This window comes from Bradyrhizobium sp. BWA-3-5 (assembly GCF_032917985.1).
Classification (GTDB): Bacteria; Pseudomonadota; Alphaproteobacteria; order Rhizobiales; family Xanthobacteraceae; genus Bradyrhizobium.
The window spans coordinates 6,225,092-6,238,704 of sequence record NZ_CP136626.1; the positions used below are offsets into that span (position 1 = coordinate 6,225,092).

The 13,613-nt window shown below is 61.9% G+C and carries 13 protein-coding genes; 7 read left to right on the plus strand and 6 right to left on the minus strand.

Annotated features, from left to right (window positions below; all coding sequences use genetic code 11):
- Positions 1–86 precede the first annotated feature (86 nt).
- Together kynU and kynA are read left to right on the plus strand one after the other, a co-directional pair.
- A complete protein-coding gene (kynU, locus tag RX331_RS29905) occupies positions 87–1,280 on the plus strand; it encodes a kynureninase (RefSeq protein WP_317253191.1) in 1,194 nt (397 codons plus the stop codon).
- On the plus strand, positions 1,277–2,116 hold the full coding sequence (gene kynA, locus RX331_RS29910) for a tryptophan 2,3-dioxygenase (protein WP_317253192.1): 840 nt from the start codon (positions 1,277–1,279) through the stop codon (positions 2,114–2,116). Before kynU ends, kynA begins: the two co-directional genes overlap by 4 nt.
- Before the next feature lie 196 nt (positions 2,117–2,312).
- Here the strand turns inward: kynA and RX331_RS29915 are convergent, their stop codons facing one another.
- The 4 genes from RX331_RS29915 to RX331_RS29930 form a co-directional block, all read right to left on the minus strand.
- A complete protein-coding gene (locus RX331_RS29915) occupies positions 2,313–2,768 on the minus strand; it encodes a RidA family protein (protein WP_317253193.1) in 456 nt (151 codons plus the stop codon).
- 25 nt (positions 2,769–2,793) lie between these two features.
- Positions 2,794–4,479 (minus strand): AMP-binding protein, encoded by a 1,686-nt coding sequence (locus RX331_RS29920; protein WP_317253194.1) that lies wholly within the window; start codon positions 4,477–4,479, stop codon positions 2,794–2,796.
- A gap of 164 nt (positions 4,480–4,643) precedes the next feature.
- Positions 4,644–6,137 (minus strand): flavin-containing monooxygenase, encoded by a 1,494-nt coding sequence (locus tag RX331_RS29925; RefSeq protein WP_317253195.1) that lies wholly within the window; start codon positions 6,135–6,137, stop codon positions 4,644–4,646.
- 32 nt (positions 6,138–6,169) lie between these two features.
- A complete protein-coding gene (locus RX331_RS29930; RefSeq protein ID WP_317253196.1) occupies positions 6,170–6,619 on the minus strand; it encodes a cupin domain-containing protein in 450 nt (149 codons plus the stop codon).
- 251 nt (positions 6,620–6,870) lie between these two features.
- Between RX331_RS29930 and RX331_RS29935 the strand changes: the two genes are divergently transcribed.
- Positions 6,871–7,890 (plus strand): AraC family transcriptional regulator, encoded by a 1,020-nt coding sequence (locus RX331_RS29935; protein ID WP_317253197.1) that lies wholly within the window; start codon positions 6,871–6,873, stop codon positions 7,888–7,890.
- A 713-nt stretch (positions 7,891–8,603) separates the two neighbouring features.
- Positions 8,604–8,879 (plus strand): hypothetical protein, encoded by a 276-nt coding sequence (locus RX331_RS29940; RefSeq protein ID WP_317253198.1) that lies wholly within the window; start codon positions 8,604–8,606, stop codon positions 8,877–8,879.
- A 458-nt stretch (positions 8,880–9,337) separates the two neighbouring features.
- On the opposite strand, the gene RX331_RS29945 is transcribed toward RX331_RS29940, so the two are convergent.
- Entirely contained in the window at positions 9,338–9,817 is a 480-nt protein-coding gene (locus RX331_RS29945; protein WP_317253199.1) for a GNAT family N-acetyltransferase, read from the minus strand.
- Positions 9,818–10,031: 214 nt separating this feature from the next.
- On the opposite strand from RX331_RS29945, the gene RX331_RS29950 reads away from it, so the two are divergent.
- Both RX331_RS29950 and RX331_RS29955 read left to right on the plus strand, forming a co-directional pair.
- Positions 10,032–10,646 carry a TetR/AcrR family transcriptional regulator gene (locus RX331_RS29950; protein ID WP_317253200.1) on the plus strand — a complete coding sequence of 205 codons (615 nt, stop codon included), beginning with the start codon at positions 10,032–10,034 and terminating at the stop codon, positions 10,644–10,646.
- 70 nt (positions 10,647–10,716) lie between these two features.
- Positions 10,717–11,577 carry a DMT family transporter gene (locus RX331_RS29955; protein WP_317253201.1) on the plus strand — a complete coding sequence of 287 codons (861 nt, stop codon included), beginning with the start codon at positions 10,717–10,719 and terminating at the stop codon, positions 11,575–11,577.
- Positions 11,578–11,739: 162 nt separating this feature from the next.
- Here the strand turns inward: RX331_RS29955 and RX331_RS29960 are convergent, their stop codons facing one another.
- Positions 11,740–12,234 carry a MarR family winged helix-turn-helix transcriptional regulator gene (locus RX331_RS29960; protein WP_317253202.1) on the minus strand — a complete coding sequence of 165 codons (495 nt, stop codon included), beginning with the start codon at positions 12,232–12,234 and terminating at the stop codon, positions 11,740–11,742.
- A 189-nt stretch (positions 12,235–12,423) separates the two neighbouring features.
- Between RX331_RS29960 and RX331_RS29965 the strand changes: the two genes are divergently transcribed.
- Complete coding sequence (locus tag RX331_RS29965; protein ID WP_317253203.1) at positions 12,424–13,611, plus strand: ABC transporter substrate-binding protein; 1,188 nt, start codon at positions 12,424–12,426, stop codon at positions 13,609–13,611.
- Positions 13,612–13,613 lie beyond the last annotated feature (2 nt).

Sequence of the window (13,613 nt, forward strand, 5' to 3'; positions counted from 1 at the left end):
CGGGAAGCGCGCGCCGGCCATAAATTTTAAGCTTGAAATAATCGACATCAGCGCGAATAATTCCGGGGTACGGACCAGGGAACGATATGACCGATTTCACGCGAACGAAATCCCTGTTCACGATCCCGGATGGCCTGATCTATCTGGACGGCAATTCGCTCGGCCCCCTGCCCGTTGCCGCCGCCGATCGCGTCGGCCGCATGTTACGGGAGGAATGGGGCAAGCACCTCATCAAGGGCTGGAACGTCGCCGGCTGGATGACGCAGCCGCGACGTATCGGCGACCGCATCGGCCGGTTGATCGGCGCCGCCGACGGCACGGTGGTGGTGGGCGACACCCTGTCCATCAAGGTCTACCAGGCGTTGGGCTCGGCGCTCGAGCTCAATCCGTCGCGGCGCGTGATCCTGTCGGACACCGGCAATTTTCCTTCCGATCTCTACATCGCCAGCGGGCTTCTTCAGTCGCTCGACCGCGGCTACGAATTGAAGGTCGTGGCCCCCGAAGAGGTCCAAGCCGCGATCGACGAGACGATCGCGGTCCTCATGCTGACCGAGGTCGACTACCGCACCGGCCGGCTCCACGACATGCGCGCGCTGACGCGCAAGGCGCATGCCGCCGGCGTGTTGACGGTGTGGGATCTCGCGCACTCCGCAGGTGCTATCCCGGTCGATCTGGAATCTGCCAAAGCCGATTTCGCCGTCGGCTGCACCTACAAATATCTCAATGCCGGTCCCGGCGCGCCGGCCTTCATCTATGTTGCGCCTTACCTCGCCGATAGAGCGCGGCCGGCGCTTTCCGGCTGGATGGGCCATCAGGCGCCCTTTGCCTTCGACCTCGACTACCGGGCCGGAGCTGGCATCGAGCGCATGCGGGTCGGCACGCCCCCGATCATTGCGATGGCCGCGCTGGAGGCTGCCCTCGACGTCTGGGACGGCGTCAGCATGGCCGACGTTCGCCACGCGTCGATCGCGCTTTCCGACCTCTTCATCCGCGAAGTCGAACGGAATTGCCCCGAGCTGACGTTGGCTTCGCCGTGGGAGGGAATGCAGCGCGGCAGCCAGGTTTCGTTTCGTCACCCGGAGGGCTATGCGATCATGCAGGCCCTGATCGCGCGCAACGTGATCGGCGATTTTCGCGCGCCCGATATGATGCGCTTCGGCTTTACGCCACTCTACATCGGAGAAACCGAGGTTCGCGCCGCGGTCGATATCCTCGCAGATGTTATGGCCCATCGCCGCTGGGATAGCCCGGAATATCGCAAGAAGGCGCTCGTGACATGACCGGCAAGCCCGAAGACCCCGCGCGCGAGGGAGCCCAGATGTCGTTCGATGAGCGCATGTCCTACAGCGACTACCTGCACCTGGAACGCCTGCTGGACGCGCAAAAGCCGCTCTCGGACGCGCATGACGAACTGCTGTTCATCATCCAGCACCAGACGTCCGAACTCTGGATGAAGCTGGCCATTCACGAAATCCGTTCCGCCATCAGGGCGATCCGCCACGACCAGCTGCAGCCCGCCTTCAAGATGCTGTCGCGCGTCGCCCGGATTTTTGAGCAGCTCAATACCGCCTGGGACGTGCTCCGGACCATGACACCCAGCGAATATACCGAGTTTCGCGATCAGCTCGGGCAATCCTCGGGCTTCCAGTCGTACCAATACCGCGCGATCGAGTTTCTCGCCGGCAATCGCAACCTGGCGCTGCTCGGCCCGCATGCCCACCGCGCCGACATCACGGCAAAGCTCGAGGAGATTCTGGCTGAGCCGGGCCTCTATGACGAGGCGCTGCTGCTGTTGGCGCGCAACGGGTTCGACATCGGCGAAGACGCGCGCCGAACCGACTGGCGCATCAAGCGCGAGCCGAACGACGAGGTTCTGGCGGCCTGGAAGACCGTCTACGCGTCGCCGGCGGAGCACTGGATGCTCTACGAGCTTGCGGAAAAGCTGGTCGATTTCGAGGACTATTTCCGCCGCTGGCGCTTCAACCATGTCACGACGGTCGAGCGCATCATCGGGTTGAAGCGCGGCACCGGCGGCACCTCGGGCGTCTCCTATTTACGCAAGATGCTCGAGGTCGAGCTGTTTCCGGAGCTCTGGCGGTTGAGGACGGAGCTCTAGTATGATGGTTTTTGGTTAGATGAGTTCAACCGCGGACGCTCTTCACCTCTCCCGCTCGGCGCGAAGCGCCGGGTGGGGGCTCTCTCCGCGCGGGCAGTGTCGCCTGCGGAGACACCCCCACCCCAGCCGTCCCCCGCAAGCGGGAGAGGGAGCGCACCTTCCTCGTGGTCGCAATCAACTCTAATCTCATCAAGCCTCAGCGCGGCACCACCGCTGTCGCCTCGATCTCGACGCGGGCTTCCTTCTCGACCAGGCGCACCACCTGCACCAGAGCCATCGCCGGATAATGCGCGCCAAAAATATCGCGATAGGCGCGACCGAGTTCTTTCAGGCTTGCGAGATATTCCTCGATATCGAGGACATACCAGGTCAGCCGCACGAGATGCTCAGGCCTGGCGCCGCCGGCGGCCAGAATTTCGGAGATGTTGGAAAGGGTCTGGCGCGCCTGCGCGACAAAACCCTCAGCCAGCCGTTGCTCGGTATCCCAGCCGATTACGCCGCCGGTCACGACGATGCGGCCGTCCGCCGCCATTCCGTTGGCGTAACCTTTCGGCATCGGCCAGCCGCTCGGCTGCAGCACTTGCGGGCCCGACGAAACATCGGTCTTGGGATGAGGCACCACGCTCAGCGTGGGGCCTTTGGGGGCGGTCACCGGCTTTTCTCCATCTGGTTAGAACTCATTCCGCGGCGACGCTTGGCGGCGCAGGTCCCGCCGCGGCCATCTGCCGAAGCGCATAGCGTCGCAGCTTGCCGGTTTCGGTCTTCGGCAGTTGCGCGACATATTCAATCGCACGCGGATATTTGTAGGGCGCAATGGTCTGCTTGACATGGTCCTGCAGCGCCTGCGTCAGCGCGGCATCGCCCAGCGCGCCGCCTGCCAGCACCACATAGGCCTTCACGATCATGCCGCGCGCCTCGTCGGGCGCGCCGACCACGCCGCATTCGGCAACGGCCGGATGCGACAGCAGCGCCGCCTCGACCTCGGGACCGGCGATGTTATATCCGGAGGAGACGATCATGTCGTCCGAGCGGGCGACAAAGGACAGGCGGCCGGTCGCGTCGCGAACAAAGGTATCGCCGGTGAGATTCCAGCCCTCGCGCACATAGTTCGACTGCCGTGCGTCCGCCAGATAGCGGCAGCCGGTCGGGCCGCGCACCGCAAGCTTGCCCGCGATGCCATCGGGCAATTCGCTCATGTCGTCGCCGACGATCTTTGCCTCATAGCCGGCGACCGGGCGTCCCGTCGCGCCGGCAACGGCATCGCCGACGCGGTTGGTGATGAAGATGTGCAGTAGTTCGGTCGAGCCGATACCGTCCAAAATGGTCTTGCCGGTCTTCTTCGTCCAGCTCTCGAACACCGGCGCCGGCAAGGTCTCGCCGGCGGAGACCGCGATCCGCAGCGACGACAGGTCGGCGCCGTTGTCCATCGCCGCCATCATCGCGCGATAGGCGGTCGGCGAGGTGAAGCAGATCGTCGCCTTGTAGGTTTCGATGATCTTGATCATCTCGGGCGGCGAGGCGTTTTCCAACAGTGTTGCGGTGGCGCCGAACCGCAGTGGGAAGATCGCAAGGCCGCCGAGTCCGAAGGTAAAGGCGAGCGGCGGCGAGCCGACGAACACGTCGTCCTCGGTGACGTTGAGCACTTCGTTTGCATAACCATCCGCGATGATCATGAGGTCGCGGTGGAAGTGCATCGTCGCCTTTGGCTCACCGGTGGTGCCCGAGGTGAATCCAAGTAACGCGACGTCGTCGCGCCCGGTCTTGACGGCGGCGAACTTCACCGGCTTGTTCAGCGCGACACGATCGAGCTCGGCGTCGTGGTTCGAGGTGCCGTCGAAATTCACGACCTGCTTGAGGAAGCGGCTGGTCTTGGCACAGGCGACCAATTCGTCGGCGATGCGGCTGTCAGTTAGCGCCAGCGCGATCTCGGCCTTGTCGATGATCTTGCCGAGCTCGCCGGCGCGCAGCATCGGCATGGTGTTGACGACGACGGCGCCGGCCTTGGTGGCGGCGAGCCAGGCCGCGACCAGCGCCGGGTTGTTGCCGGACCGGATCAGGACGCGGTTTCCCGGCTTGACGCCGTAATTCTCCACCAGCGCATGCGCGAGGCGGTTCGACCAGTCGGCCAACTCCTTGTAGGTGCGCTGGCGGCCGTTGCCGATCAGGGCGATCCGGTCGCCCCAGCCTTTCTCGACGATGCGGTCGGTGAGTTCGACCGCGGCATTGAGATATTCTGGATATTGAAACTCAGGACGGTCCAACAAGAGATCGGGCCACTGCTCTGACGGCGGCAGGTTGCGCCGCGCGAAATCATCGACATGGCCGGAGGGGCCAAGAGATCGGATGGGAGTTCTACCTGACATTTTCATCGCCTCATCGAGGAAAGGCTTGAGATCAAAGACGCCCGGCAGCGCTGGCTCACCAATCATTTTAAGCTTAAAGTATTTTTCCGCAAGTGCGGAATTGGGCCCTGCCGACAATAGAACGGCCGGGCGGCACGCGCCCGACCGTGGAACTTGGCCCCTACCTAGGCCGCAGCCCGGTAATCCAGCGCTGCGGCCAGGAAGCGACCATAGGCGGCGGCATCGGGCGGGGTGAATTTCTCGACCAGCGGATTGCGCCGCCGTCCGCTCACGCCGATATCGGCCAGCAATTCGTCGAAATGCTTGAAGTGATAGGGCGCGACGCAGAGCCCGCCATAGACGCCGGCCGCCGGCCGCTCGACCCGCCGGAAATGCAGCATCATCTCGATGTTGTCCTGCATCTTTTTCGCCGTCGGCTGACGGGCGAGCTGGCCGTCGGCGTAGCGCACCAGCCAGTTCGCCGCGAGGTCAGCGCAGAGCACCGTGCAGAAGCTCGAATTGAAGCCGACGAATCCCATCTCGGGCAGATCGGGATTGGCGATCAGACGATAGAGCCGGTATTGCCCGTCGGGATCGACAAGCTTGTCACGATAGGCCTGCGACAGGAACGGCACGCCGAGCTTGTAGCCGATCGCGAGCACGGCGACGTCAGCCTGGACACGCTGCCCGCCGGTCATCACGATGGCATTGCCGTCGTAATGATCGAAGCTGCCTCTGATGGCCTTGATGCGGCCGTCGGCGACCATCGGAAAGAATCCGGGGGTTGCGATCGGTACCGAGCAGTTGACGCCGTCCTCGATTCTTTCTTTCGGCACCATGTCGCATTTGCCGAGCTTGAGCTGGGCTTTCAAAAGGCTCTCCAGCCCGCGCCAGTTGGCCCACACCAGCGGCTTGGCGACCGCATGCGCGAGGCGCGATAGCGGGCCGATGCCCCAGCTTTTGAACATCTCCTCCTGGGCGCGGATGTAGAGGATGCGCTTGAAGTTGACGAGGCCGCCGATGAAGTAGGGAATCCGCCACACTGGCTCGCGGTACACCAGCGTCACCTCGGCCGCGGCGGAATTGACCGCATTGACGGCAATATCCGTCGCCGACTTCGAGCCGCCGAGCACGACGACTTTGCGGCCCTTGGCGATCGACGGATCGTTGTACTTCGAAGAGTGCAGGATGTGCCCGCCCTGCGCTTTGAAGACCTCCTCGCCGGGCAGGCTGAACGTCTGCGGCTCGTTGAACTGCCCGGTGCAGACCGCGACGAAGTCGAAATCTTCCAGACTGGTGGCGCCATCCGGCCCGCGCATTTCGAGCCGCCAGCCGGGTGCGGAATCGGGACGCCGCTCCATCCGCACCACCGTCGTGTTGAAGCGCATCGCGCCGAGCAGGTTATGATCCTTTGCGTAGGCGGTGAGGTAGGCATGAACCTGCGGCCCCTTCGGCCATTCCGGATAGGAATCCGGCATCGCCTTGTCGGTGTAGCGATAGAGGTCCTTCGGGCTCTGGGTCTGCACCTCCGGATACGAGCGCGCCGGCTCCCAGACCCCGCCGAGATCGCCGCTGCGCTCGATGATCGTGATCTGATGGCCGCGTGCGGCAAAGGCTTTTGCGGCCGCAAGTCCGGATACGCCTGCGCCAATGACGCAGACCTTCTTTCGCCTGACCATGACGATGTCTCCAGCTAGATGGGTTGGACGCGCTATTCGTTCGCTTCGGGCGGCAGGAAATCCACCTCGTGCTGCGCCGAGATCCGGACCACCTCTGCGGGGTCGGTCAGATTGTGCAGCTTGTCGAACAGCGCCTCGAGCTTCTGCATCGGCGATACCCAGAACAGTGCGCGCGCCGGCTTGTCCGACTTGTTGAAATAGCCATGCGGGATGCCGCGCGGCATCCGGACGAGGTCGCCGGCCTTGGCCTGCACCCAGACGCCGTCGAGCTTGAGGTCGAGCGTGCCCTCCTGCACCAGGATGAACTCATCCTGTGTGGGGTGGACGTGCACCGGCACGAACTGGCCGGGCTCGCTGTTGGTCTCGAAGGCAAAGGTGGAATCGGTGACAGCCTTGGGGAAGTAGACCTGACCCAGAATGTTCCAGGTCTTGCCGCCATAGCCGGTGCCGTTCTTGGTGATGCCCTTTTCGAGTGCCGCCATATCGCCCTCCTCTGTCGCCGTTTTGATGTGGCTCCGATGTCCGAACTAGTCCACGCAGGCTGGATCTGGTTGAAGCGACCGTCTAGCCGGAAAACGAATCCGGACTGCGGCGCCGGTGATTTTTGAATGTTGCGCCGCGGGATGACGGCGGAGCCTGCCTTCGCTTCAGGCACCCACGACCACCAAATCGCCTTTCCATCCGCCCGGCCCGCAGATATTATAGGCTTCAAATAAATGCGGAGGGCCGGATCGTGGCGACGGGCATCAGCATCGCCAGGCATGAACCGGCCGCCCGGCTGGCCGCGTTCACCCGCGTCGCCACCGACAGCGTCGATGATGCCGCCGATGCCGTCGGGCGCATCTTCTGCCCGCATCGGCTGACGCCCGAGCACAGGACCTCACCCGACTTCTTTGCGCTGCATAACAGCGCCGTCTTCGGCGGACTGTCTGTCAACTACGTCGCTTATGGCGGATCCGTGTCGATCGATCCTGGCTGCCTGGAGCGCTTCTTCCTGTTGCAAATTCCCGTGCGGGGCTCAGCGCGGATCGAGACGGCCTCGTGCGACATCGCGACCGCTCCCGGCATTAGCGCGTCGCTGCTGTCGCCGACGAATCCGACACGCATGACCTGGCAGGACGATTGCGCCCAGATCATTCTCTTGATCGACCGCCGTATCCTGGAGCAACGGGCCGCGGCGCTGTCAGGACGGCCGGTGGGCGCGGTCGAGTTCGAGCCGGCCGTCGATCTCGCCTCCAGCGGCGGCCGAACGCTTCAGTCGCAGATCATGGAGTTCGTCGATCTTGCCGAGCGCCTCGGGCCGCAGCGGCCGCTGTCGCCGATCGCAGCGGCTAACATCCGAGAGACGCTGCTCGGTGCCTTGCTTCATGGCCAGCGCCATAGCGCGAGCGATGCGATCGAGCAGTTCGGTGGCCGGGCCGAAGCGCTGCCATCGTCGGTGCGGCGGGCGCGCGAATTTCTCAACGCGCATGCCGACGAGCCGCTCGACCTCTTGCAGCTCGCAGCAAGCGCGGGCATCGGCATCCGCGCGCTGCAGCTCGGCTTCCGTCGTCATTTCGGAACGTCGATTTCGGAGATGCTGCGCGATATCCGCCTCGCCCATCTCAACGCGAGGCTGGCCGCCGCCTCCTCCACAGACAGCGTCACCGATATCGCCTTCGAGCTCGGGTTCACGCATCTGAGCCGGATGGCCAGCGCCTACCGCGCCAAATTCGGTGAAACGCCCTCGACAACGCTGCGTGCGATGCACTAGGACGCGGAATCCCAAACATGTTGCGTCTGCTTTGCGTCATAAGCCGGAAAACCCGTGCTCGCTGTAAAGAATACGGCTTTTGACCCCAAGGAGACCTTAAGCCTCGGGCAACTTCAGAATTGGACGGTTTTTGGAAGTCGTCGGGGAACCAAAACGGCGTGTCCGTCCCTCGTTGCCAAAGTTCCTCGAACTCAATGGCCGTAATGAGTTCGAGCGGAATCCTGCGCACGGTCTCGATGAATGAACCTTCCACCAGCGATGGGCATCTATCCCCCTTCCGCTCCTCAAGCGCGATACTGTTGCGCTCAATGCGACCGTCAGTGAAGACGTCAACCGTGCGCAAGACAACATCCGCTACGGTGTCTACTTCGTAATAGAGCCAATTCGGCTCGTGTGGGGCACGTCAGAATCGGGCCAACGTCCGCGGTAACACCCGATGCTATTCAGGTCTGGGGGCGAGTGGTTTGTCATTTTCGTCGCCTTGGCGGTCTCCGGTATGGGAGTCGCTCTGTTATATCCAGCCTGGCCTGTGATGTCGCCTGTTGGTCCGAAGGCGAACAACGTCAGGGTCGTCGCAATGTCGACTTTTGGGGGTAGAACGGACACGGCTCGCTACGACCCTGACTTCTCAGTCTGACCCGAAGCAGAACTAGCACGTGCGCGATTACTAGTGCAGTGTTGACGGCTTCCCTAGCATCCCAGTGAGAAACGCAATGACCGACAGCGAGCAAAATGCTTTGATCGCCCTCGTCTTGATGGTGGATCAGTATCTCGGCAGTGAGGATCAGGTAGACAGCAACTCCATGCGAGCCGGTGAACAGGCAATTGCAGCACTTGCAAGTTATGGCTTGATGGAGGTGGTCCACGATCGGTTTGGTCGATGGACGGAAGCGGGCCACAAATTTCGACTGGAGAAGGCCGGCATACGGCAGCCTTCGCCTCTAGGTGATAACAGGGTTGTGCTAGTTTCCAAGCCGACGGGGGACTAGCCAGCGTAAAGATTACGAATGAGCTAGAGCTTGGCCGGGGAAGTGATGGTTTCACGATTGAAGGTGTGGCACAGAATTGTTTTATCGGCTTCTGTGATCGTAGTAACGATCGATCCAAGCAGCGGTCAGAGAATTCAGGTTCCCTTGATCGACATTGATTGCTCGGCCTACTTGCGGCGAGACGACGGGAAGTGGGCCGTTCTATATCGGAACAAGGTTGTGCTCGGGAGCAATGTAAAAAAGAACGTAATGCCGGGAGACGATCCGCAGACGGTCGAGTTGACCCCTAGCTCGTACCTCCACAGCGTCCTCAATGCGACATGCGGTCGATTGAAGAAATAATGATGAGCAATCACCGCGCGGCGTGTGCAAAGTGAAGCCTGCTAAGAGCCGTTGGAGGGATAGCCGCCTCTCCACCGTGGATGGCTGCTGTTACCCAGAGCCGAAATCGTTGGCCTTTAAGTTGGATGCTCAATGAGCACCTTCGACATTGGGTAGCCGGAGCTGGTACCGAAATTGCGGACCGGGCGTCCGTCCGCCGTATAGCCGTTAGAATTATAGAATCGAAGTGCGGTTTCGGTGCTAGTGAGGGTGCATCGCGTGTTGCCTCGCTCCCGAGCCCTTGCTTCGAGCGCCCGAAGCATGGCACGACTGACGCCTCGGAATCTCACATCGGGAGAAACGTAATTCAGAGTGATTTGGCCCGCGTCAGTAACCGAGCCCACAGCAAGAATGTTGTTATCCTGAGCGGCTACGAGCAACGAATTTCCCGGCTGCCTAATCCAAGAGGCGAGAATCTCGGGAGTCTTATTTCCCAACCAGCGCTCCAAGATGGCGCTATCATTCTTATGATCGGCCTCGCATAGCTCCGCAATCGACCGCCTCATAACGAGGCAAGCGGCTTCGGCGTCCTCAATCCTGGCATCCCGAATTTCCATTCGGCTAATTATGTACAGAAACGCGCGGACCACAACCGCAAGCTGCGATCGCGGCTCGTCTGCTTCTGGGCCCTCAGCCGAACTGCCCTTGAGCGGCCGCAAGGGCCGCTCTAAGAGGAGAACCGGACCTGAGGAGATTAGCGGCCGGACCGCCGCTTGTGACCCGAAGCGGCATCTTGCGATTTAAAGACCAATTGGTCTATATATATTAGCAATGAGTCACCAAAACCCAGTGCAGTTGCCCCGTGGCCGCCCCCGAAGTTTCGACGTGGAAGCCGCCGTCGAACGCGCGATGGGTGTGTTCTGGGCGCGCGGCTATCACGCCACGGCGCTCCCGGACCTTCTTCGCGCGACGAAGCTCTCGCGTGGCAGCCTTTACGCCGCTTTCGGTGACAAGCACTCGCTCTTCTTGCTTGCGCTTGATCGCTACATTGCCGATGCCCTGACGCGGATGGATATCGAACTCGCCCCCCGCAGAGAGCCGGTCGACAGCCTGCGGGCCTACCTTGCCGGCTATGTTGACCGCACGAGCGGTGCCAATGGTCGGCGCGGATGCCTGCTGGTGGCCACAGCCATGGAACTGGCTGGCCAGGATGCTGAAGTGGGTCGTCGCGTCGCGAGCTTTTTCAAAGCCATGGAGGCCAGGGTGGCGGATGCGCTTTCCCGTGCGAAGACGGCGGGCAAGTTGGCCGATGGCGTTGAGCCTTCAAGTGCCGCCCGAATTCTCGTCTGTTTCGTTGAGGGGCTGCGGGTGGTCGGCAAAACGGCGCCGACGCGGATCACATCGCAAGCCACCGCTGACGCGCTTCTCGACCGCTTCATCAGGTAAACAACCCATGGACGCCTCCTCTGTTGGCGCGCTGATATATAGACCGATCGGTCTTGAAAGGAAGGATGCCATGTCTGCCGTCCAAATCGTCTGCGCGGTGGCCGTCCCCTTGCTCTGGGGTTATCAGTTCGTCGCCATCAAAGTGGGCGTTACGGAGTTTCCGCCTCTCTTCTTCCTCGCACTGCGCTTCCTGGCCATCGCGCTGCTGCTTATTCCGTTCGTCAAAAGGCCCACGCCTCAACAGTTCGGCCCTATCGCAGCTATTTCGATTTTTCTTGGTGGACTGAACTTCGGGCTCTTTTACGTTGGTCTTGGGCTCGGCTCGGGAAGCATGTCGGCCGTCGCATATCAACTCGCCACGCCTTTCACCGTTCTGTTGGCCTGGCCGCTGCTCGCGGAGAGGCCGTCTCTCACCACCTCCGCTGGAGTGGTGCTTGCATTCGTCGGCGTGGTCGTGTTGGCAGCGGAGCCTGGGCTGTCGGCAAACGTGCTTCCGCTGCTGCTTGTGGTCGGGGCAGCCTTCGCATTCGCGGTGTCCAACGTCTTGACGAAACGCTACGGCCCTTTTGATCCCCTGATGTTGATGGGGTGGTCGTCGCTGCTCACGGTGCCGCAGGTCATGTTGATGTCATTGCTCCTTGAATATGGACAACTGGCGAGCCTTGTCACGGCGGATGAACGTGGTTGGCTGGCACTCGCCTACACAATTTTCATCGGAGGAATTGTTGGGTTTGGCCTTTGGTTCTGGCTGATCGCCCGTTGCTCCATGGGCCGCGTCGCCCCCTTCGGTCTGCTGCTTCCGGTGTTCGCCTTGATTTCGAGCGTGTTGTTCCTTGGCGAACGCATCACTCCAAAGTTGATTGTCGGTGGGCTGCTCGCGATCTCCGGCGTCGCCATTACACAAGTAAGACCGAGCGCTCGACCAATTTGATCATCGCGTCGTAGCGACTTCCGCGTTTGGCCCAAAGCGCCGGTGCTTGGAATGTCCGTTTCGCGCCGCTGTCGGAGGCCAAGCAGACGTGATCCTCCGGCACAACGGCTCTCGCTGGGTTCTATGAGTACATGCAATAGCGCAGCTAGCGCTCGCCGCTCCTCAGCCCGTGCGCGCTTTGGCCGATCGCTGCGCCGACGCCTTGGTCTTTGCCAGGAGGCGCATCAATTCGCGCACGTCCTTTGGCGAGAGGTCGCCGAACATGTCGGCGATCCACAGTTCGTGCTCCGCCGCCATTTTGCGGAATTCGGCGCGGCCCGCCTTGGTCAGGCGGATCACCTGGACGCGGCGATCGACCTCCGAGGTGCGGCGGTCGAGATGCCCCGACTCAACGAGGCGCTCGACGAGGCCGGTGACGTTGCCGTTCGAGACCATCATCCGCTTGGAGACGTCCGACAGCGTCATGCCCTCGGGAACCTTGTCGAGCTGCGCCATCAGGTCGAACCGCGGCAGCGTCACGTCAAACCGCTCGCGCAGGCGGCTGCGCACCTCGCCCTCGATCAGGGTCGTGCAGGTCAACAGGCGCAGCCACAGCCTCAGCTCATCGCCATGATGCTCCGGGAGTTCGACGGCCTTGGTCTCAGAATCGAGGGTCATGAAAATCTTGTCCGGCTGGGGCTGCGATCATTGCCCAGATTTCTTTAAGTTTCAAGTAATTGGCGCAAAGCTTGCATCATGGCTTGCATGGAGGCGTTCTGCTTGCAGGCGCCGTCGACGTCAGAATAAGCTGCGCAGCGCTTGATGTGGCATGAGTTTCGGCCGCCAAGGCCGAACGGAGGAATAATCATGAAGCAGTCGTTGAAGCTGACCGGACTCAAGCTGACCGGACTTGCCGTTTTGCTGGGGACCGTAGCTGCCCCTGCCATGGCGCAGGAGAAGATCAAGGTCGGCATCATCGTCACGCTGTCCGGCCCCGCCGCCGTGCTCGGCCAGCAATCCCGCGACGGCTTTCAGCTCGCGGTCAAGGATCTCGGCGGCAAGATGGGCGGCAAGGACGTCGAGGTCGTGGTGGTCGACGACGAGCTCAAGCCCGACGGCGCCGTGTCCAAGGCCAAGGGCCTGCTCGAGCGGGAGAAGGTCGATTTCGTGGTCGGGCCGATCTTCTCCAACATCCTGCAGGCGATCCACCGCCCGGTCACCGATAACAAGACCTTCCTGATCAGCCCGAATGCCGGGCCATCGAGCTATGCCGGCAAGGAGTGCAACCCGTTCTTCTACGTGACCTCATACCAGAACGACCAGGTGCACGAGATCCTCGGCAAGGTCGCGCAGGACCGCGGCTACAAGCGCGTCTATGTACTGGTGCCGAACTATCAGGCCGGCAAGGATTCGGCCGCCGGCTTCAAGCTTGACTACAAGGGCGAGATCGTCGAGGAGAGCTACACGCCACTCAACACGCTGGATTTCCAGGTCGAGCTGACCAAGATCGCCAACTCCAAGCCCGATGCGCTCTTCACCTTCATGCCCGGCGGCATGGGCGTCGGCCTCGTCAAGCAGTATAAGCAGGCCGGCCTTGCCGAGAAGGTCCCGGTGCTGTCGGCGTTCACTGTCGACGAATCCACCCTGCCCGCGCAGCAGGACGCCGCGGTCGGCATGTTCGGCGGCGCCAACTGGGCGCCTGACATGGACAACCCGCAGAGCAAGAAGTTCGTCGCCGCCTATGAAGCCGCCTACAACAGCGTGCCCGGCACCTACGCCATGCAGGGCTATGACACGGCAATGCTGATCGACAGCGCGGTGAAGGCGGTCAAGGGCGACCTGAAGAACAAGGACGCCGTCTCGGCGGCGCTGAAGAAGGCCGAGTTCACCTCCCTGCGTGGCGACTTCAAGTTCAATGTCAACGGCTATCCGATCCAGAATTTCTATCTGACCAAGGTCGCCAAGCGCCCCGACGGCAAGTTCCAGACCGAGATCGTCGAAAAAGTGTTTTCGAACTACGGCGACCGTTACGCCAAGGATTGTCCTGCGAAATAATG

Excerpts from the sequence above, each read along its gene's own strand:
- RX331_RS29965 (WP_317253203.1), top strand. The coding sequence starts at position 12,424 with ATGAAGCAGTCGTTGAAGCTGACCGGACTCAAGCTGACCGGACTTGCC.
- kynA (WP_317253192.1), top strand. The coding sequence starts at position 1,277 with ATGACCGGCAAGCCCGAAGACCCCGCGCGCGAGGGAGCCCAGATGTCG.
- RX331_RS29945 (WP_317253199.1), bottom strand. The coding sequence starts at position 9,817 with ATGGAAATTCGGGATGCCAGGATTGAGGACGCCGAAGCCGCTTGCCTC.
- RX331_RS29940 (WP_317253198.1), top strand. The coding sequence starts at position 8,604 with ATGACCGACAGCGAGCAAAATGCTTTGATCGCCCTCGTCTTGATGGTG.
- RX331_RS29960 (WP_317253202.1), bottom strand. The coding sequence starts at position 12,234 with ATGACCCTCGATTCTGAGACCAAGGCCGTCGAACTCCCGGAGCATCAT.
- kynU (WP_317253191.1), top strand. The coding sequence starts at position 87 with ATGACCGATTTCACGCGAACGAAATCCCTGTTCACGATCCCGGATGGC.
- RX331_RS29930 (WP_317253196.1), bottom strand. The coding sequence starts at position 6,619 with ATGGCGGCACTCGAAAAGGGCATCACCAAGAACGGCACCGGCTATGGC.
- RX331_RS29920 (WP_317253194.1), bottom strand. The coding sequence starts at position 4,479 with ATGTCAGGTAGAACTCCCATCCGATCTCTTGGCCCCTCCGGCCATGTC.
- RX331_RS29955 (WP_317253201.1), top strand. The coding sequence starts at position 10,717 with ATGTCTGCCGTCCAAATCGTCTGCGCGGTGGCCGTCCCCTTGCTCTGG.
- RX331_RS29950 (WP_317253200.1), top strand. The coding sequence starts at position 10,032 with ATGAGTCACCAAAACCCAGTGCAGTTGCCCCGTGGCCGCCCCCGAAGT.
- RX331_RS29925 (WP_317253195.1), bottom strand. The coding sequence starts at position 6,137 with ATGGTCAGGCGAAAGAAGGTCTGCGTCATTGGCGCAGGCGTATCCGGA.